Below are 18,024 nucleotides of genomic sequence, written 5' to 3'. Positions count from 1 at the left end.
CTAATGACGAAATCGTCACACACGATGTAATCCTCAGTCAAGGTGTCCGGGTGACCACCACCCGTTCCGCCGTGAAGCCCACGCCGCGACCGGTGTAGCCATCGTCGGCCGGCTGATCGTCCCAAGTGAGGGCCGCCCGCCCGGAGAGTTGAAGCGTTGTGCCCGTGGTGAAGTCGACGAAGAGCAGGGCGGCGCTCGGGTCGACGGCGATATTGCCCAGGCTGTTGAACAGGTTGTTGCCGGGATAGTCGGGGAACCACACCCGGTCATGGGCGGTGAGGACGAAACCCGGCGACCCGCCCCGGTGTGACGCGTCGGCTCCCGACGCGGGATGCGTCGTCCCCAGGAAGAAGGTGTCGGCGTGCTGAATCAGGCGGCGGTCCTCGGCGCGGAGCCGATCCCCGGTGAAGACCAGCTCGCGGTCCGCCGCGCTGGCACCGGCCGGGCTGTTCGACGTCTGGATGTACTTCGGGCAGTTCCCGTAGGACTGGTCGACCTCGATCACCAGGTTGCCCGCGGGCTCCGTGGTCAGCATGCCGTTGATGCGCCAGCGCCGCCGGGTGGCGAAGTCGATCACGATCGCACCCGCGGGCTGATGGTTCGGCATGGCGTAGAGGGGGTCGGCTTCCGGCAGCGGGCTGTCGAGGCGCAAGGTCGTGGCGTCCGCGGCGGTGAGGAAACCGGGTTCGCCGAACAGCGGCGAGGTCCACAGCCGGCCCGCGGCGTCGCGTGCCGTGACGACGGCCAGCCGGGCGCTCGACAGGAAGTCGGCGGTCGCGGAGCGGAGCTGGCCGCGTGCCACCATGCCGGACAGTCGCCCGGCCTGCCCACTGACTCCGGCCCGGTCCTGTACGGCGAGTTCGCCGCTGTGAAATCCCACAGCGGCGTCCCCGTGCCGGTCGGCCATCATCACAGTGGGTGCCTGCCGGCGAAGGCGACCACCCGCTGGGTCGGCGTTGCGGTTGCGGTGGTGACGATCTCCGGGCCGAAGAGATTCTGCGGCCGCAGGGCCGGGACGAGTTGCGCACCGACGGCCTCGGCCACCGCGGCCTCGGCGGCGTCGAATTCGACGGGCCGGTTCACCGCGATCGCGAGATCCCAGCTGTGCACCAGCGTCGAGTAGGTGACGATCCCGAGGGCCTGCTCGGCGGGCATCTCGCGGAGCACCGTCGAGATCGGGGCCTGCCAGTCGGTGACCGAGGACCACGCGCGATGCGAACGTTCCACCGCGCGCTGCACCACCGCCAGCGGTGCCGCTCCCAGGATGTCGGCACCGCCGAACAGGTCCTCCTCGGTCGGACCGGGCTGACCGTCGATGCCGGCGGCGAAGGCGTCGATCGAGGCCACGGTATGGCTCAGCAGTGATCGGACGTTCCACCCGGCGCAGGGGCTGGGCAGGTCAAGCTCCGCGGCGGTCAGGGCGGCGGTGAGGGCGATGAGGCGCTGATCGGCGCTGGACAGGACGTCGAGGGCGGGCATGGCGGATCCTTTCGAGTGGCTAACGCTTATTACAGCGATTTGACGTTAGGCATCATGCGCACATTCTTCTAACGTTGTCAAGTTCCTGCTATCGTTAGAACGGTGAATCCCGAGTCCCGGCTCCACGACGCCCAGGCCGCCGGCTTCGTCGTCGCAGGGGAGCCGCTCGCGGTGGATCTCGCGGATACATTGATCACCGTCCACAGCCCGCCCACCGACCTCTTGGCCGACGAGCAGACCTGCCGGCTGTGGTGGGAGCTGCAGGCCGATCGGCTGCCGCCGGGAGCGCCGGCACCGCCGCTGGACGCCACGATCGCGGTGCGCGCCGCGATCCGGGGCATTCTCGATGCCCGCCTGGCCGGGGTGCCGCCCGGGGATGCTGCCGTGGACCAGGTCAACCAGATCCTGGCGCGGGTGCCCTCGACGCGTCAGCTGGTCCACGCCGCCTCAGGGTGGTCGATCGTGACCTCCCGGCATGCATCCGCTGAGCGCCCCTATGACCTCGCCCTCGCCGCGGTGGCGGACAGCCTGGCCGACCTGCTGGTCAGCCCCGCCGCCGATCGTCTTCGCCAATGCCAGAACCCGGTGTGCAGCATGCTGTTCGTCGCCACGGATGCGCGCCGCAAGTTCTGCACCCAGAACATCTGCGCCAACCGGACCCGGGTGGCCCGGCACTATCGCCGTCATCGCGCGGATTGATGCTCGCCAACATCCCGCCAACATCTCTGCGCGCGTTGTCGTTCTGGCACCCGAACGTTATGACTTTCTGCTCGTTGCGGTGATCCGGCCGTGTCAAGGTCTATGCCGTGGCTTTCATGGACCCGATGCGGATCGACAACCGCCTGTCCGCGCGCTGTGCAGCGGTCGCGTCGATCGGTGCAGCTGTCATCCACATCGGCGTCGCGCCGGTGCATTGGCGGGATTGGGCACCCTCGGGGGTGTTCTTCGCCGCGATCGCGGTGTTCCAGCTCGTGTGGGGATTCCTGGCCTGGTCGCGCCCGACGGCGATGGTGCTCAGCGCCGGAGTCGCGGCCAACGCCGCCCTGGTCGGGCTGTGGATCGTCTCCCGCACCGTCGGACTACCGCTGGGCCCCAATGCCGGTCAGCCGGAAGCGGTGGAGGCCGCCGGGATATGTGTACTGCTGCTGCAGTGTTACGTGATCATGGGAGCGACCTGGACCTGGCTGAAAAGCTCACGGGCGCAGCAGGTTTCCGGTAAGGGGCGCGTGCTGGTCCTGCTCGGCGCCAATGCGGTGATGGCCGTGGCGGTGACGGTCGGCCTGGCATCGGGCCTGCAGGGCCACCGTCATCACCCCGAGTCGCTGGCCATCCCGGGGGTGCCGGCCACGCAGGAGGACGCTGAGCAGGCGCAACCGGTGACCACCATGGGTCTGCACACCGGCGCCCACCACGACCACCCCTGAGCTCAGAGCGTCGGGTGTTTCCCGCGGCTTGCGATCACGGCCTTGGCCACATCGGTGAGCTTGATGTTGAAGTCCTGCGAACTGCGCCGCAACACCTCGAACGCCCGCTCTTCGTCGATGTCGTTGAGCACCATCAGCATGCCGACGGCCTTACCGATCTCGCGGTTGCTCTGCAACGCCGACCGTAGCCCGAGTGCGTCCTCCCCGCGGGAGGCCGCCGCGGCGGCGACGCTGGCGAACGACGCCATGATGATCGCCCGCCCGGCCGCATCGGTGTCGAAGGCGCCCGGAGTGTCGGAGAACAGGTTCAGGGCCCCGACCTTGTGCTGGTCGACCATCAATCGGAACGCCATCATGCCGCGCACCGGTGTCTCGGCCAGCAGCCGCTTGGCCAGGGTCGGCCACTGACTGAAGGTGCCGAGGTCGGGTTCGATCTGGGCGGATTCTTCTTCGATGGCATCCACGCAGGGGCCTTCGCGGATCTCCCGCTCGAAGTCGTCCACCCGCTGCGCGACGGCATCGGTGGCGGCGACGGTCACGTATTCACCCTTGCGCTTGAGCAGGATGCTGGCGTGGTCGCAACCGGGGACGATCATGGTGGCTGCGATGCAGATGGCGGGATGGACCTCGTCGAGGCCGGAGCCCTGGTAGACGATGTCGGCCAGGTTCGCGAAGACCGCCCTGGGTTCGACCGTGGTGTCGGCCGCCGAGACGTCGTCGGATTCTCTGGTCGTCATGCCACAAGCATCTCCGACAGACCCGGTACTGGCAAAGGACTGCCATAGTCGGGCCCGCCGGCATCACCTTCATCGAATCTTCACCGAACGACTAGCAGAGCCGTATCGAGCCACGGAACCCTGGTAGATGCAGGTCACCCAACAGATTGATGGGCCGAGGAGGTAGCGGTGAACAGGCCAGTGCCGGGCATGACCCGGCGGGGATTCCTCGTCGCTGGGCTGCTGGGCGGGGCGGTATTGGCCGGCTGCGGCCGGCTTGCCGACTGGACCGCTGCCGGACCGGATCTGTCGGGTGCGATCACGGCCGCCGAGGCCGCCCGGCCGCATACCGGCAAGACGGTCAGCGCACGGTTGTCCGCCGGGCCCGCCGAGGTCGACCTGGGCGGCATCACAGTGCGCACCTTCGCCTACAACAGCCGGCTGCCGGGACCGGTGATCAGGGCTGGGGTCGGTGACGAACTGGCGATCACCGTCGACAACGGGCTCGATCACCCGACTTCGGTGCACTGGCATGGCATCGCCCTGCGCAACGACATGGACGGCGCGTCGCCGGCCACCTCTCCCATTGCCGTCGGCGCGAGCTTCACCTACCGATTCACCTCGCCCTACCCCGGCACCTACTGGGCCCACCCGCACACCGGGCTGGACACTGATTACGGCCTGTACGTGCCGGTGATCATCGATGACCCGGCTGAACCGGGGCGTTACGACGCGGAATGGATCGTCGTCCTCGACGACTGGACCTCCGGCGTCGGGCGCAGCCCGAAGGAGATCTTCGACGGCCTGCGCTCGTCGGGAATGGGCGGCATGGGTGCAATGGGCAACATGCCGGGCATGGGGAGCATGGGGCCCGGCGGCGGCCTGCTCGGCGGGGACGGCGGCGACGTCAGCTATCCGTACTACCTCGTCAATGGTCGAATACCTTCTGCAGCAACCACATTCAGCGCCAAGCCGGGGCAGCGGATCAGGCTGCGCATCATCAATGCGGGTGCGGACACCGCCTTCCGCGTCGCTCTGGCCGGTCACCGGATGACGGTCACCCACACCGACGGGTTCCCCGTCCAGCCGGTCGAGGTGGATGCGGTTCTGCTCGGCATGGGGGAGCGCTACGACATGGTGGTGACCGCCGGCGATGGCGTGTTCCCCTTGGTGGCCGCGGCCGAGGGCAAGAAGGGCGTCGCCCGCGCGCTGCTGTCCACCGGCTCGGGGTCGGCGCCCGAAGCATCCTTTCGGCCGCCCGAGCTCGCCGGCCGGGTCGCCGTGGCCGAACTCCTGCGCGCCACACCGGATGTCGAACTACCCCCGGGCGGCGATGTCCGACTCCAGGCCCGGTTGTCCGGCGGGATGATGCGCTACGACTGGATGATCAACGGCCGACCGTTCGACCAGACTGTTCCGCTGACCATCCGGCAGGGTCAACGCGCCACCCTCGAGTTCGTCAACGACACCATGATGTGGCACCCGATGCACCTGCATGGCCACACCTTCGAGGTGATCAGGCCCGATGGCAGCCTCGGGCCGCGCAAGGACACCGTCATCGTCAAGCCCATGCAGACCGTGGCGGTCCGGCTGCTCGCCGACAACCCAGGGGTGTGGATGATGCACTGCCACAACGGCTATCACATGGACGCCGGGATGATGACGATGCTGGATTACGGCAACTGAGCTACTGGCCTGGCGTGACGTCGGGCACCGCGACGTCGCAGCGGGCACGGAAATCCTGCGTCGGCTGCCGAATGTTCTGCAGGTCGGCCTTGACCTGCGGATTGGCGTCCAGGTACGCCTTCGCCTGGGCGCGCTTCTGCTCCATCGGCAGGTCTTTGAGGCTGGTGAAGAACTGGTTTACGTCGGGGTGGGTGAACAGGTAGCCCGACAGGGTGAACCCGACACCCGACATGACACCGGCCAGGTCGGCTGAGGTGCAGTTGGCCGGGGGATCGGCTGCGGCAGGCCCGGCGGCACCGAGCAGCACCGCGCCCGCGCCGAGTCCGACCGTGACCGCTCGCCGCATCGAGTGCACTAGGGGTGACATATCGCTCCTCAGGCGTGCCGTGGACTCACGCTGTGCCCGAAGAATATCTGCACACCCCTGAGTCGCGGGCGGCCTTGGCGGTCACCCGAAAGGAGACCTAGGAGCGGCTGCCGCCCACCTCAGCGGGCAGTGGCGGCGGTAACGGTGTGGTCGACGTGGGTGTGGTCGGAGCCGGCGCTGCCGAGGTCGTCGCGGTCGCCGTGCCCGAGGTGCTCGGTGCCGAACTGGTCGACGAACCGGTCGAGGGCTTGCTCGACGATGACGCGCCCGACGCGGGGGACTGCGGTCCGTGGAAGTCCACCCACGATTCGCTGCGGATGGTCTTGCCACCGGAATTCACCGTCAGGGACTTGGCGTCGACCAGATAAGTGATGCCGTCGTTCTCGGCGTCATAGGCACCGTTGCCGTAGGCCGAGGCCGACAGGATCAGCTTGGCGCCGTCGCGCAGGCGGACACCGCGGTACTCGTACTGACCGCCGGAGTCCTTGCAGATCGCCACCCGCGAGGTATCGGTACTGCCGAAGAGCACCGCGGTATCCGAGGCCGCGCAGCGTGCCGTCGAATCGACATACCCCTGTGCGTCGTAGGCAGGTGCGGCAGCTGCCGTCGGCAGCGCGGTGACAAACATCGTCGCGCCTGCCGCGACCGCTGCCAGTCGGGCGGTACGGATCCATATCCGAGACATCACTTGATCCACGACACCATGGGCCCGGGCCGGGTGCGACCGTCGATGCCGAGAAAGTACGAGATCGTTAGTGTCCCGATACCGGGCGGACCGCTGCGCCGTATCGGCGTGAACAGATTTCGGATCTTGTACAGTGTCGGAGCGCACAGTCGTCCTTGGTTGTGAGCAACAGCACAGTGGGGGTCACGGATGGAGTTTGGATGCGAGATCACACGGTTCGGGCCCGGCTGATGGGCAGGCGAGCCTTCAAGGCGGTCATGACGATGCTGGCGGCCGTCGCCTTGTTCATCACGTCGGCGCTGCCGGCTTGGGCGGCCGACTCGGTCACGGTGACGTTCGTCCGGCATGCGCAGTCCGAGGGCAACATCCCCGGCGCCGGCATCGACACCCAGGTGCCCGGCCCGAGCCTCACCCCGCTTGGTGTCCAGCAGGCCGCCCAGATCGCTCCCACCCTGGCGGCAAACAACTACTCCAAGGTCTTCACCTCGACGATGGTGCGAACCGGGCAGACCGCGGCGCCGATGCTGGCCATCAACGGGCAGACGGCCACTGCGAATGCCGGCTTCAACGAGATCAGCGCCGGCATCTTCGAGGGCGATCCCATCGACAGCGGTATCGGGCGCGTCTTCTACTTCCTGATTCCGCTCACCTGGACGCTGGGCCTGCGCTCGCTCCCCATCCCGCTCGGGGAGGGCGGCAACGAGTTCGAGGCCCGGGTCAACGGAGCGCTCGACTCGGCCCTCGCCACCGGCGGCAGCGATCCGGTGATCTTCTCGCACGGCGCGACGATCATGATCTGGACGATGATGAACGTCGACAACCCCGACATCGGCCTGCTGCTCAGCCACCCGCTCGGCAACACCGAGCAGGTCGTCATCAAGGGCAACCAGGAAGACGGCTGGACGCTGGTGAGCTACGCCGGTATCGCGGTCAACCCCAACCCGGGGCTGGCCACCCAGCTGTTCGTGAACTTCCGTGACCTGGCGGTGGCCCCGCAGACCGCGATCTACAACGTCGTGCAGGCCGTCAAGACACTGAACCTGTCAACCATCGTCAACGCGATCGCCACCGGTGTCGTCGACGTCGCGAAGGCCGGTGTCCAGTTCGTCACCAAGTCGGTCGGCGACATCGTCAACGCCATTGTCGGCGCACTGCCAGGCGGGGCGCAGGCCAGTGCCGCAGCGACCAAGGCTACGGCGGTCAAGGCTGCCGGTGCGGCGACCACCTCGCTGGTGGCGGGCACCGAGCCCGGCACCGAGCCGGTCAAGCAGCCGGTGAAGGACACCCCCGACAGCACCGAAAGTGGCAACGGCGCAACCGATCTCAGCGACGGTAACAAGGTCGAGCCGGGCAAGTCCGGCTCGGCCCGACATACCACGTCGGTGCAGTCGGCGTCGGACAAGGCAGACGGCAGCTCGGCGTCGGCCGGTGATTCCGGCGGCTCCGCCGCGAAGTCCACCGGCGGCAGCAAGCGGTCCAGCCAGAAGGCTGCTGCCTGATCCCGGCCTGATCCACCGCTGACGACTCGGCCCCCGGCACACCGGAGGGGGCCGAGTCGTCGCGTCAGCCGAGGTACTCCGATTCCAGCACCAGGTCGGGTACCAGCTTCTGGTACTCCATGTGCGCACGGTGCTCCACCGTCGTCCACGACCGGCCCTGCTGTTCGGTCATGTAGGCGCGGTACTTCGGCGAGCCTGGGAAACCGACGTTGTCAGCGACGGCCACTGTGCCGGGATGCAGCCAGCCCCGCCCGGCGACGGCGAGCAGATCGGCCAGGTAGGCGTTCTTGTCGTGGTCGATGAACAGGAAGTCGACGCTGCCCGGGCCGAACCCGTACTCGTCGCGCAGCCGGTCGAGGGTGTTGCCGTTGTCGCCGATCGTCCCGACGACGCACGTGATCCGGTCGGCGACCCCGGCGTGTTCCCAAATACGCCGGGCCACATCGGCATTGGCGTGGGCGAGCTCCACCGAGAACACCTGCGCCTGCGGGGCGGCGCGGGCGATCCGCAGCGCGCTGTACCCGCAGTAGGTGCCCAGTTCCAGCACCCGCCGGGGCGCCACCCGCCGTACCGCCGCGTCGAGCAGCTCGCCCTTCTCGTCGCCGACGTTCACCAGGAACGACTTGGCGTAGGCGTACTCGTCGAGGGTGGCCAGCACGTGGTCGACGTCGCCGCGCCGGGCGTTGGACTCGACGTAGTCGGCGGCCGCCGCCTCCCGGCCGTCGCCGATCTGCCCGGTCCTGGTGAAATTGCGCAGCCCGATCCCGGTCCGCACCACCGACCACCGCAACAACGGCAGACGCCTGCGAAGATTCATGCCCTCACGCTACGTTGTGCCCACGGGGGTCACGCGGAGGTTTTGTGCAGGTAAGCGGCGGCCGGACAGCCGTGGCGCTGAGTTACGGCATCAGCTGCCACACGTTCTTCGCCATCGGTGTGGGCACCATGATGGTGGCGATGTTCTTCGGCATGAGCCGGTCGCTGGGCACGCTGGCCGCGCCGTGGAGCCCGATCGCCAACGCCGCACTGCTGCTGCAGTTCCCGGTCTCGCACTCGCTGCTGCTCACCGGTTCGGGCCGAAAGCTGCTGGCCCGCCTCGCCCCGCGCGGCACCGGCACCACATTGGCCACCACCACCTTCGCCGCGATCTCGGCGATGCAGGTGTTCGCGCTCTTCGCGTTCTGGTCGCCCAGTGCCACGGTGTGGTGGCAGGCCCGCGGCGCGGCGCTGGTGGCGATGACCGGACTGTACGTCGCCGCCTGGCTGCTGTTGGGCAAGTCGATGGCCGACGCCGGCCTGGCGCTGCAGACCGGCAGCCTCGGCTGGACCGCACTGCTGCGCGGACGCCCGCCGGCCTACCCGCCGATGCCGACCACCGGGTTGTTCCGGCTCACCCGCCAGCCGATCTACCTGGCCTTCACCCTGACGCTATGGACCGTCCCGACCTGGACTCCCGACCAGCTGGCCGTTGCACTGACCCTCACCGCCTACTGTCTGATAGCGCCGCGGTTCAAAGAGGCGCGGTTGCGCCAGCTGCACGGTCCGGCGTTCGACGACTACGCCCGCACCGTGCCGTATTGGCTGCCGTGGCCCCGCAAGCCGTGATGAACCGCTAGCCCTGATGAACCGCAGCGCCATGATGTACGTATCCGCATCAGAGGTCGCCGATCACCGAAGGATGAGATATTGCTGTCAGCAATCGCCCGGCTGGCCATCGCGGCGCCGCGGCGGGTGATCGTCGGCGCCGTCCTGGCCATGGTGGTCATCGGTATCTTCGGGGTCCCGGTGGCCACCCACCTGTCCCCGGGCGGTTTCTCCGATCCCCATGCCGAGTCGGCCCGGGCGGCCACACTGCTCACCGAGAAGTTCGGCCAGGGCGACGTCCAGCTGCTCGTCGTACTGACGGCGCCTGACCGCTTCGACAGCCCGCAGGCCCGCGCCGCGGCCACCGACGTCATCGACCGCCTGCAACGCTCGGGTCGGGTGGCCACCATCAGCTCGCCGTGGACCTCGCCACCTCCGGTGGCCGCCGGGCTGATCAGTACCGACAAGAAATCCGGCCTGATCGTCACCGGCGTGGTCGGCCCCGAGGACAAGCTGCAGAGCTACACCAAGACGCTGGCCGCCGATATCGCCAGGGACTCCGACGGCATCGTCGTGCATTCCGGCGGCACCGCGATGGTCAACCTGCAGATCACCGAACAATCCCAGCACGATCTGCTGCTCATGGAGTCGATCGTCGTTCCGCTGAGCTTCCTGGTGCTGGTGTGGGTGTTCGGCGGGCTGTTCGCCGCGGCACTGCCCGTCGGCGTGGGGTTGATGGCCATCCTCGGTGCGCTGGGCGTGCTGCGGGTGACGACGTTCTTCACCGACGTCTCGATCTTCGCGCTCAACCTCACCACCGCGATGGGGCTCGCGCTGGCCATCGACTACACGCTGCTGATGATCAGCCGCTACCGCGACGAACTGGCCGACGGGGCGGCCCGAGAGCTGGCGCTCACCCGGACCATGCAGTCGGCGGGCCGCACGGTGCTGTTCTCGGCGACCACGGTGGCGCTGTCGATGGCCGTCATGGTGCTGTTCCCGATGAACTTCCTACGCTCGTTCGCCTACGCCGGGGTGGCCACCGTGGCGTTCGCGGCGCTGGCGGCGATCGTCGTCACCCCCGCGGCCATCATGGTGCTCGGTGACCGGATCGACGCCCTCGACGTGCGCCGGGGCCTGCGCCGGATCGTGCGGCGCCCCGAGCCGGTGGCCACCCCGGTACAGGAGCAGTTCTGGTACCGCTCAACGACATTCGTGATGAAGCGAGCTTTGCCGATCGGCGTGGCCGGGGTGGCGGTGCTGGTGCTGCTCGGCACCCCGTTCCTGGGGGTGCGGCCGGGTTTCCCGGACGACCGCGTGCTGCCACAGTCGGCGTCGGCCCATCAGGTCGGCGATCAGCTGCGGCGTGATTTCGCCACCAACTTCGAAACCGCCGTGCCCGTGGTGATCCTGGATTCCGGCGGCCTGCCCGACGGCGAGGTCGCCCGCTACGCGGCCGAGCTGTCCACGGTGCCCGACGTGGTGTCGGTGTCGTCTCCGGCCGGGGCCTTCGTCGGCGGCAGGGTGGTGGGCCCGCCGACCTCGGCGACCGCTCAGGCCAAGGGCAGCACGCTGCTGACCGTGGACAGCAGCGCCCCGTTGTTCTCCGATCGCTCCGAGCGCCAGCTCGACGCGTTGCACGCGGTGGCCACCCCGGGCGGGCGCGCCGTGGAGTTCACCGGTGTCGCACAGACCAACCGCGACAGTGTGGACGCCATCACCTCCCGGCTACCGCTGGTCCTCGGCCTGATCGCGCTGATCATGCTGCTGCTGTTGTTCCTGCTGACAGGCAGCGTGGTGCTGCCGGTGAAGGCGCTGCTGCTCAACGTCCTGTCGCTGTCGGCCGCGTTCGGCGCGATGGTCTGGATCTTCCAGGACGGCAACCTCGGGGCGTTCGGCACCACGTCCACCGGGACCCTGGTGGCCAACATGCCGGTGCTGCTGTTCTGTATCGCCTTCGGGTTGTCCATGGACTACGAGGTGTTCCTGGTCTCCCGGATCCGCGAGTTCTGGTTGCAGTCACCCAAGACCGCTGCCGACAACGACGAGAGCGTCGCACTCGGCGTCGCGCACACCGGCCGGGTGATCACCGCGGCCGCACTGATCATGGCCATCTCGTTCGCCGCGCTGATCGCCGCGCAAGTGTCGTTCATGCGGATGTTCGGCTTGGGTCTGACCCTGGCGGTGCTCGCCGATGCCACCCTGGTGCGGCTGATCCTGGTGCCCGCCTTCATGCACGTGATGGGTAGATGGAACTGGTGGGCGCCGAGACCACTGGTCACGGTGCATCAGCGCTTACAGATACATGACGGGGCCGTCCCGCGCGCAGCAAAGACTCCAGCGGCGCAGGATACTGGGCAGAGTGTCGAACAACCGGTCCCCACACCCGATGACTGAACCACCCGACTCCCGGGATCGTGATCCGGATATGTCCCCCAAATCCGTGATCGCCGGAGTGCGCGGTGAACTCCCGCCGCTCCGCTACAGCCAGGCCGAGATCACCGAGGCCTTCCTCGCGCTTCCCGGCTACGGCGAGTTCGACGAGATCGTCCGAAGCCTGCACCGCAGCGCCAAGGTCAACAATCGGCACTTCGTGTTGCCGCTCGAGCGCTACTCGTCGCTCACCGACTTCGGTGAAGCCAACACCCTGTTCATCGAGCACGCCGTCGAACTCGGCTGCGCGGCAGTATCCGGCGCGCTCGAGGAAGCCGGTCTGCGTCCCGAGGATGTCGACCTGATCGTGTCGACCACGGTCACCGGCATCGCCGTGCCTTCGCTGGACGCCAGGATCGCCGGGCGGCTCGGCATGCGGCCCGACGTTCGCCGGGTGCCGATCTTCGGCCTCGGGTGTGTGGCCGGTGCCGCCGGAGTGGCCCGGCTGCACGACTACCTGCGCGGTGCCCCGGACGGGGTAGCGGTGCTGGTATCGGTGGAGCTGTGCTCACTGACCTTCCCGGGCGCCAAGCCGGCGATCGCCAGCCTGGTGGGCAGCGCACTGTTCGCCGACGGTGCGGCCGCGGTGGTCGCCGTCGGCGAGCGCCGGGCCGAGAAGATCGGTGCCTCGGGTCCCGACGTGCTGGACTCCCGCAGCCACCTCTACCCGGACTCGCTGCGGACGATGGGCTGGGACGTCGGCGGGTCGGGCCTGGAGCTGGTGCTCTCGGCGGACCTGCCCGCCACGATCGAACGCTACCTGCGCGACGACGTCACCGAATTCCTTGGCGCCCATGGTCTCACGATGGACGATATCGGTGCCTGGGTCAGCCACCCCGGTGGCCCGAAGATCATCGAAGCCATCGTGGCCAGCCTGGACCTGCCCGACGATGCGCTGGAGCTGACGTGGCGCTCGCTGGCCGAGATCGGCAACATCTCGTCGTCGTCGGTGCTGCACGTGCTGCGTGACACCATCGCCAAACGCCCGCCGAGTGGCAGCCCCGGCGTGATGATGGCGATGGGCCCGGGGTTCTGCTCCGAGCTGTTGTTGCTGAACTGGCACTGAACTGGCACTGATGCTTTTCTACGTGGTCCTGCTCGTCGCGGTCGCCCTCGAGCGGCTCGCCGAACTGGTGGTCGCGCGCCGCAACCTGGCGTGGAGCAGGGAGCGCGGCGGGGTGGAGTTCGGGGCCGGCCACTATCCGGTGATGGTGGTGCTGCACACCGGCCTGCTCATCGGCTGTCTGGTCGAGGTACTCGCCCTGCACCGCCCGTTCGTGCCCGCGCTGGGCTGGCCGATGCTGGCTGTTGTGCTTGCCGCCCAAGGGCTTCGGTGGTGGTGCATCAGCACCCTGGGGCGGCAGTGGAACACCCGGGTGGTGGTGGTTCCCGGGGCGCCCCGGATCACCGGCGGCCCGTACCGGTACTTCTCGCACCCGAACTACGTGGCGGTGATCGCCGAGGGGATCGCCCTGCCGCTGGTGCACAGCGCCTGGATCACCGCGCTGGTGTTCACCGTTCTCAACGCCGCGCTGCTGCGCACCCGCATCCACACCGAGAACGCGGCGCTGGCGAGCCTGACATGATCGATCTGCTGGTCGCCGGGGGCGGTCCGGCCGGACTGGCCACCGCCCTGTATGCGGCGCGGGCCGGCCTGCAGGTCACCGTCGTGGAACGCCGTCCCGGCGCCATCGACAAAGCCTGCGGTGAGGGTCTGATGCCGCACACCGTCGGCCAACTGGACAAGCTCGGTGTGACATTGCGCGGCAAGCCATTTCGGGGTATCGCCTACCTGGATTCGCGCCGCCGGATCGAGGCGCCGTTCCGCTCCGGAGCAGGACTGGGGGTGCGGCGCACCGCACTGCACACCGCGCTGCGCGAGGCGGTCGCCGCGGCAGGGGTGCACGTGGTCACCGCCGACATCGGCGCGGTCAGCCAGGACCACGATGCGGTGTACTGCGGCGAATTCCGGGCCCGCTACCTGGCAGCGGCCGACGGCCTGCACTCACCGATCCGACGCTCGCTGGGGTTGTCCCGGCCCAGCCGCGGTCCGCGGCGGTGGGGGGTGCGGCGGCATTTCCACACCGCGCCCTGGAGCGACACCGTCGAGGTGTACTGGGGCCAGAGTGCGGAGGCCTATGTCACGCCGGTGGCCGACGACTGTGTGGGGGTGGCGATCCTGACCTCGCAGCAGGGCTCCTTCGATCACCACCTGGCGGAGTTCCCGGCCTTGAAGGACCGGGTGGGTAGCCTCGGTCACGGTCGAGACCGCGCAGCAGGCCCACTGCAGCAACGGGTTTCGTCCCGCAGCCGCGGCCGGGTCATGCTGGTCGGCGATGCGGCCGGCTATGTCGACGCGTTGACCGGTGAAGGCCTGGGCATTGCGTTCGGCGGCGCCGAGTTGCTGGTCGACGCTGTGGTGGCCGGCCGGCCCGGCGACTATGACCGCCAGTGGCGGCACATGTCGCGCCGCTACCGGATGCTGACCGCCGGCCTGCTGCATGCCAGCCAGTTGAAGCCGGTACGTTCGGCGATCGTGCCCGCCGCGGTCGCGCTGCCGTCGGTGTTCAGCGGGATTGTGAACCAACTGGCGTACTGACCGGCGTAGGCTGCGCCGCTATGAGCCAGATGCCCGGTGTTCCACCCATCACGGACTGGAATCGCTTGCTGGACGGCCGCGTTGCGGTGGTCACCGGCGGCGGGGCCGGGATCGGCGCCGCGGTTGCCACCTTGTTCGCCGAGCACGGTGCGGTGGTGGAGGTCGCCGAGATCGACCCGCAGCGGGCCGCCGGGATCGCGGCGGACGGGATCCGCAGCCACGTCGTCGACGTCACCGACGACCATGCCGTCGCCCGCCTGGCCGGTGCCGTGCTCGGTGAGCACGGCCGGATCGACGTGCTGGTCAACAACGTCGGGGACTACCGGCCGCTGGTGGCCTTCGAGGAATCCACGCCGGACAGCTGGCAGCGGATGTACGACATCAACCTGCGCCACGTCTTCGCGGTGACCCGAGCCTTCCTGCCGGCGATGATCGACGCGCACGCCGGCAGCATCGTCAACATCCACTCGGTGGAGGGCATGCGCGGATTCCCCCGCGATCCGGTCTACGGAGCGATGAAAGCCGCTGTCGCACATTTCACGACCTGTCTGGCCGTCGACGTCGGCCGCTACGGTGTGCGGGTCAACGGCATCGGCACCGATCTGACCCAGACGCCCCAGGTGGATTACCTGACCGGGTACGAGGATGTCGAGCATCTGTGGCAGTCCTGGGCGCCGGCGGGACGGGTGGGCCGGCCGCAGGATCAGGCCCGGGTGGCGCTGTTCCTGGCCGCCGACCAGTCGGCGTTCGTCACCGGCCACAACATCCCCGTCGACGGTGGGACGAAAGCCGGTGGCGGATGGTTCTTTTCGCCGCGCGCCGGGCGCTTCGTGAACCGTTCCACCCACCTGTAACTCAGCGGCCGGACCGTCCGGTCGAGCCGTGGCCGGCGCGGGTCGGCGACGAACTGTCACTGCTCTTGGCGGCTGTGGCTCGCTTGCGTGCAGTAGGGGCGGGTACCGAGGAGGCGGCAGCTGCCGTGACCGATTGTGTTGCAGTCGGTTTGGCGACAGCCCTGGCAGAGCGGCCGGTGGCCGATGCGCGGGTGGGTTGCTCCGTTGCGCTGGCCGCCGACGTACGCACCGTCGCCGCCGCGGCGGCGGAGCTCTGCCCGGTGACGGCCTTCACCACCGACGTCACGAAACCGACCACGGCCTGGACGATCATCCTGGGAACCAACAGAAACTGCTCGATGAGCTGGCCGACGAAGATCCCGACGGCTTGCAGGAAGCCGTTCTGCGGCAGGTAGGGAGTGACGTCGAACGGGGCGACGGTGCCATCGGTCAGCTGGGAGATCAGCGCGGCGACGGTCTCTGCGGCCGGCTTTTCGGTCCAGTTGGTGGTGAAGATGCCGAAGTTGTTCTCGGCGCCGAACGCGCCGGTGGCCGTGTCTCGGGTGGTGTGGATGAACATCGGACCGGCGCCCTGGACCTGCTGCCAGGCCACCACGAAGTCGTGGATGAAGGCGGCCTGCTGGGCATCCGAGATCCCCCAGGTGGTGGGCAGCCCGTATTCGGTGGCCCACAGTTTGAGCGCACCGTCGCCGGCGGCCGCCATCAGCGCGCGGATGGCCTCGGTCTGCATCAGTGGGGAGTCCGGCACGGTACCCAGAGAGAACGGGGTCGTGTACTGGTAGGGGTGATAGGACAGCGCGTCGAAGAACCCATGGGCGCCATCGGCATACATCTGCGTGACGAAGGTGACCGGGTTGACCGTGATCCCGGGGACGGTGCTGACGGCGCCGAGGACGCCGGCGATCACCGTGGCGTCCGGGTCGGCGGCCTTGATGGCGGGGTAGGCCGCCTTGAGCAGTTCGGTGTAGGACGCGGCGTCCGGCGGCGACCAGAACGTGGCGCCGTTCGGTTCGTTCCACACCTCATAGGCGGAGATCTTGCCCTGATAGCGGGTGGCGACCGCCGAGGCGAAGCTGGCGTAGGCCGTCGGGTCGGGGTGGCCGACGAGCAGGGTGCCGGCCCACGGCGGGGTGGCGTTGATGACACCGAGCACCCCCATGTCCCGGGCGGTGGCGGCGTCGATCACCGCGTCGAGCTTCGACCAGTCGTAGGTGGTGGCGTTGTAGGGCTGCACCGCGGCCCACGGGACGGCGACGCGGATATCGCTGACGCCCAGCGCTTTCAACGTGTCCAGTGTGGTGGCGATCTCGGTGGGCGAGAGTTGGTAGAGGTTGGGGTCGGAGATACCCAGGGTGGTCGAGGAGTCGGCGATCGCGGCGGTGAGCACGACCGGAACGTGAATCGGGCCGGGCGACAGCGGAGTTGCGCCGGCGACGTGCGGGCCGGGTGTGAGAGTTGCCGCCGCGAGCACCACCGCTGTGCTCGCGGTCACGGCTCGTCTGGTCCAGCGTAAAGACATCGGCTCTTCCCCCCAGGCCATTGCTTTGCGTTGCTGTCGACAGTAGTGCCAACGGCCGGGCTGTGTGCCGAAACACCCCGTTGTGTCTCTTCGGCCTGGGTACCCTCGGTGGCGATGACTACGGAGTTGGCATGACGGCGGAGGGCGGCGAGAGCGGCCTGGCTTCGGCGTTGGGCGCCACACCCGAGTTGATTGCGCTGCGGGCTGCGGCACTGGCCGAGATGGAGGTGTTCGACGGCTGTCCGGCGGACGAACTGCAGACGTTGGCCACTCTGCTGCGCCCGTTGCAGGCGCCGGCCGGCCGGGTGCTGATGCGCCAGGGCGAGCAGGCGGTGTCGTTCCTGCTGATCCAGTCCGGTCAGGCGCAGGTGCGCCACGTCGGCGATGACGGTGTGGTGATCCTGGACCAGGTGTCGGCCGGGGTGATCGTCGGCGAGATCGCGCTGCTGCGCGACAAGCCGCGCACGGCGACCGTCGTCACCACCGAACCGCTGGCCGGTTACATCGGCGACGACGTGGCGTTTGCGGTGATGGCCGAGATGCCCGGCGTCAGTGAGCGATTGGTGCGCACCGCCCGTCAGCGGCTTGCGGCCTTCGTCACACCGATCCCGGTGGTGCTCAAGGACGGCACCGAACTGGTGCTGCGGCCGGTGCTGCCCGGCGACAGCGAGCGCACCGCCCGCGGGCCGGTCCAGTTCTCCACCGAGACGCTCTACCGCCGTTTCATGTCGATGCGTGCGCCGAGCACGGTCTTGATGAACTACCTGTTCCAGGTCGACTACGTCGACCACTTCGTCTGGGTCCTGGTCGACGGGGTCGACGGGCCGGTAGTGGCCGATGCGCGGTTCGTCCGCGACGTGGTCGACCCGTCGGTCGCCGAGATCGCGTTCCTCGTCGGTGATGCCTACCAGGGCCGGGGGATCGGGAACTTCCTGATGGACTCGCTGGTCATCGCCGCACACGTCGGTGGGGTGCAGCGGTTCACGGCCCGGGTGCTGTCGGACAACCTGCCGATGCGAACCATCCTGGATCGCTTCGGCGCCCACTGGCAGCGCGACGAACCCGGGGTCGTCACAACGGCATTCGACGTCCCGAAACTGGACACGCTGAAGATCGACCCGGCATTGGCCGTGCAGATCCGGGACTCGGCCCGCCAGGTGATCCGGGCGGTGAGCTGAC

General features: G+C 68.5%; 18 protein-coding genes. 11 read left to right on the top strand and 7 right to left on the bottom strand.

Annotated features, from left to right (window positions below; genetic code table 11):
• Positions 1-37 precede the first annotated feature (37 nt).
• The gene (locus G6N35_RS14310) at positions 38-880 is read right to left on the bottom strand and encodes a pyridoxamine 5'-phosphate oxidase family protein (protein WP_163804855.1); all 843 of its coding nucleotides are present in this window, start codon (positions 878-880) and stop codon (positions 38-40) included.
• Between the two features lie 29 nt (positions 881-909).
• Positions 910-1,479 (bottom strand): TIGR03086 family metal-binding protein, encoded by a 570-nt coding sequence (locus tag G6N35_RS14305; RefSeq protein WP_163804854.1) that lies wholly within the window; start codon positions 1,477-1,479, stop codon positions 910-912.
• A 102-nt stretch (positions 1,480-1,581) separates the two neighbouring features.
• Here G6N35_RS14305 and G6N35_RS14300 point away from each other — a divergent pair, with 102 nt between their 5' ends.
• Both G6N35_RS14300 and G6N35_RS14295 read left to right on the top strand, forming a co-directional pair.
• Positions 1,582-2,178, top strand: coding sequence for a CGNR zinc finger domain-containing protein (locus G6N35_RS14300; RefSeq protein ID WP_163804853.1), 597 nt, complete (start codon positions 1,582-1,584; stop codon positions 2,176-2,178).
• 116 nt (positions 2,179-2,294) lie between these two features.
• A complete protein-coding gene (locus G6N35_RS14295; RefSeq protein ID WP_407664622.1) occupies positions 2,295-2,903 on the top strand; it encodes a hypothetical protein in 609 nt (202 codons plus the stop codon).
• A 2-nt stretch (positions 2,904-2,905) separates the two neighbouring features.
• Here the strand turns inward: G6N35_RS14295 and G6N35_RS14290 are convergent, their stop codons facing one another.
• Entirely contained in the window at positions 2,906-3,640 is a 735-nt protein-coding gene (locus tag G6N35_RS14290; RefSeq protein WP_163804851.1) for a GAF and ANTAR domain-containing protein, read from the bottom strand.
• A 189-nt stretch (positions 3,641-3,829) separates the two neighbouring features.
• Here G6N35_RS14290 and G6N35_RS14285 point away from each other — a divergent pair, with 189 nt between their 5' ends.
• Positions 3,830-5,305: a multicopper oxidase family protein gene (locus G6N35_RS14285; protein ID WP_163807677.1), complete on the top strand. Its 1,476-nt coding sequence runs from the start codon at positions 3,830-3,832 to the stop codon at positions 5,303-5,305.
• A gap of 1 nt (position 5,306) precedes the next feature.
• On the opposite strand, the gene G6N35_RS14280 is transcribed toward G6N35_RS14285, so the two are convergent.
• On the bottom strand, positions 5,307-5,672 hold the full coding sequence (locus G6N35_RS14280) for a heme-binding protein (protein WP_163804850.1): 366 nt from the start codon (positions 5,670-5,672) through the stop codon (positions 5,307-5,309).
• A 97-nt stretch (positions 5,673-5,769) separates the two neighbouring features.
• Positions 5,770-6,357 (bottom strand): hypothetical protein, encoded by a 588-nt coding sequence (locus tag G6N35_RS14275; protein ID WP_163804849.1) that lies wholly within the window; start codon positions 6,355-6,357, stop codon positions 5,770-5,772.
• A gap of 200 nt (positions 6,358-6,557) precedes the next feature.
• Between G6N35_RS14275 and G6N35_RS14270 the strand changes: the two genes are divergently transcribed.
• Positions 6,558-7,856, top strand: a complete 1,299-nt coding sequence (locus G6N35_RS14270) for a histidine phosphatase family protein (RefSeq protein ID WP_163804848.1) — start codon at positions 6,558-6,560, stop codon at positions 7,854-7,856.
• Between the two features lie 64 nt (positions 7,857-7,920).
• Here G6N35_RS14270 and G6N35_RS14265 read toward each other — a convergent pair whose 3' ends face one another.
• On the bottom strand, positions 7,921-8,673 hold the full coding sequence (locus tag G6N35_RS14265; protein ID WP_163804847.1) for an O-methyltransferase: 753 nt from the start codon (positions 8,671-8,673) through the stop codon (positions 7,921-7,923).
• Between the two features lie 44 nt (positions 8,674-8,717).
• On the opposite strand from G6N35_RS14265, the gene G6N35_RS14260 reads away from it, so the two are divergent.
• The 6 genes from G6N35_RS14260 to G6N35_RS14235 all read left to right on the top strand — a co-directional run bounded on the left by G6N35_RS14260 (position 8,718) and on the right by G6N35_RS14235 (position 15,326).
• Positions 8,718-9,461 carry a methyltransferase family protein gene (locus G6N35_RS14260; RefSeq protein WP_163804846.1) on the top strand — a complete coding sequence of 248 codons (744 nt, stop codon included), beginning with the start codon at positions 8,718-8,720 and terminating at the stop codon, positions 9,459-9,461.
• 81 nt (positions 9,462-9,542) lie between these two features.
• Positions 9,543-11,837: an MMPL family transporter gene (locus G6N35_RS14255; RefSeq protein WP_163804845.1), complete on the top strand. Its 2,295-nt coding sequence runs from the start codon at positions 9,543-9,545 to the stop codon at positions 11,835-11,837.
• Between the two features lie 31 nt (positions 11,838-11,868).
• Positions 11,869-12,939: a type III polyketide synthase gene (locus G6N35_RS14250; protein WP_163807676.1), complete on the top strand. Its 1,071-nt coding sequence runs from the start codon at positions 11,869-11,871 to the stop codon at positions 12,937-12,939.
• A gap of 10 nt (positions 12,940-12,949) precedes the next feature.
• Positions 12,950-13,459: an isoprenylcysteine carboxyl methyltransferase family protein gene (locus G6N35_RS14245; RefSeq protein ID WP_163804844.1), complete on the top strand. Its 510-nt coding sequence runs from the start codon at positions 12,950-12,952 to the stop codon at positions 13,457-13,459.
• Positions 13,456-14,472, top strand: coding sequence for an NAD(P)/FAD-dependent oxidoreductase (locus G6N35_RS14240; protein ID WP_163804843.1), 1,017 nt, complete (start codon positions 13,456-13,458; stop codon positions 14,470-14,472). The genes G6N35_RS14245 and G6N35_RS14240 overlap by 4 nt, the downstream gene beginning before the upstream one ends.
• Positions 14,473-14,492: 20 nt before the next feature.
• Positions 14,493-15,326 (top strand): SDR family NAD(P)-dependent oxidoreductase, encoded by an 834-nt coding sequence (locus G6N35_RS14235; protein WP_246224308.1) that lies wholly within the window; start codon positions 14,493-14,495, stop codon positions 15,324-15,326.
• Between the two features lies 1 nt (position 15,327).
• Here G6N35_RS14235 and G6N35_RS14230 read toward each other — a convergent pair whose 3' ends face one another.
• Entirely contained in the window at positions 15,328-16,818 is a 1,491-nt protein-coding gene (locus tag G6N35_RS14230) for a cellulase family glycosylhydrolase (RefSeq protein ID WP_163804842.1), read from the bottom strand.
• 158 nt (positions 16,819-16,976) lie between these two features.
• Between G6N35_RS14230 and G6N35_RS14225 the strand changes: the two genes are divergently transcribed.
• Positions 16,977-18,023 (top strand): acetyltransferase Pat, encoded by a 1,047-nt coding sequence (locus tag G6N35_RS14225; RefSeq protein WP_163804841.1) that lies wholly within the window; start codon positions 16,977-16,979, stop codon positions 18,021-18,023.
• The last annotated feature ends 1 nt before the right edge of the window (position 18,024 follow it).

Origin of the sequence: Mycolicibacterium anyangense, assembly GCF_010731855.1 — a bacterium.
Taxonomy (GTDB): domain Bacteria; phylum Actinomycetota; class Actinomycetes; order Mycobacteriales; family Mycobacteriaceae; genus Mycobacterium; species Mycobacterium anyangense.
The sequence above is the reverse complement of the archived record's forward strand: the minus strand, read 5'-3'. Positions and strand labels throughout refer to the sequence as shown.

What these genes read in the sequence shown, in the direction of transcription:
- G6N35_RS14245 (WP_163804844.1), top strand. Translation starts at nt 12,950, where the DNA reads ATGCTTTTCTACGTGGTCCTGCTCGTCGCGGTCGCCCTCGAGCGGCTC.
- G6N35_RS14305 (WP_163804854.1), bottom strand. Translation starts at nt 1,479, where the DNA reads ATGCCCGCCCTCGACGTCCTGTCCAGCGCCGATCAGCGCCTCATCGCC.
- G6N35_RS14265 (WP_163804847.1), bottom strand. Translation starts at nt 8,673, where the DNA reads ATGAATCTTCGCAGGCGTCTGCCGTTGTTGCGGTGGTCGGTGGTGCGG.
- G6N35_RS14270 (WP_163804848.1), top strand. Translation starts at nt 6,558, where the DNA reads ATGCGAGATCACACGGTTCGGGCCCGGCTGATGGGCAGGCGAGCCTTC.
- G6N35_RS14235 (WP_246224308.1), top strand. Translation starts at nt 14,493, where the DNA reads ATGAGCCAGATGCCCGGTGTTCCACCCATCACGGACTGGAATCGCTTG.
- G6N35_RS14240 (WP_163804843.1), top strand. Translation starts at nt 13,456, where the DNA reads ATGATCGATCTGCTGGTCGCCGGGGGCGGTCCGGCCGGACTGGCCACC.
- G6N35_RS14280 (WP_163804850.1), bottom strand. Translation starts at nt 5,672, where the DNA reads ATGTCACCCCTAGTGCACTCGATGCGGCGAGCGGTCACGGTCGGACTC.
- G6N35_RS14225 (WP_163804841.1), top strand. Translation starts at nt 16,977, where the DNA reads ATGACGGCGGAGGGCGGCGAGAGCGGCCTGGCTTCGGCGTTGGGCGCC.
- G6N35_RS14250 (WP_163807676.1), top strand. Translation starts at nt 11,869, where the DNA reads ATGTCCCCCAAATCCGTGATCGCCGGAGTGCGCGGTGAACTCCCGCCG.
- G6N35_RS14285 (WP_163807677.1), top strand. Translation starts at nt 3,830, where the DNA reads ATGACCCGGCGGGGATTCCTCGTCGCTGGGCTGCTGGGCGGGGCGGTA.
- G6N35_RS14290 (WP_163804851.1), bottom strand. Translation starts at nt 3,640, where the DNA reads ATGACGACCAGAGAATCCGACGACGTCTCGGCGGCCGACACCACGGTC.
- G6N35_RS14275 (WP_163804849.1), bottom strand. Translation starts at nt 6,357, where the DNA reads ATGTCTCGGATATGGATCCGTACCGCCCGACTGGCAGCGGTCGCGGCA.
- G6N35_RS14295 (WP_407664622.1), top strand. Translation starts at nt 2,295, where the DNA reads ATGGACCCGATGCGGATCGACAACCGCCTGTCCGCGCGCTGTGCAGCG.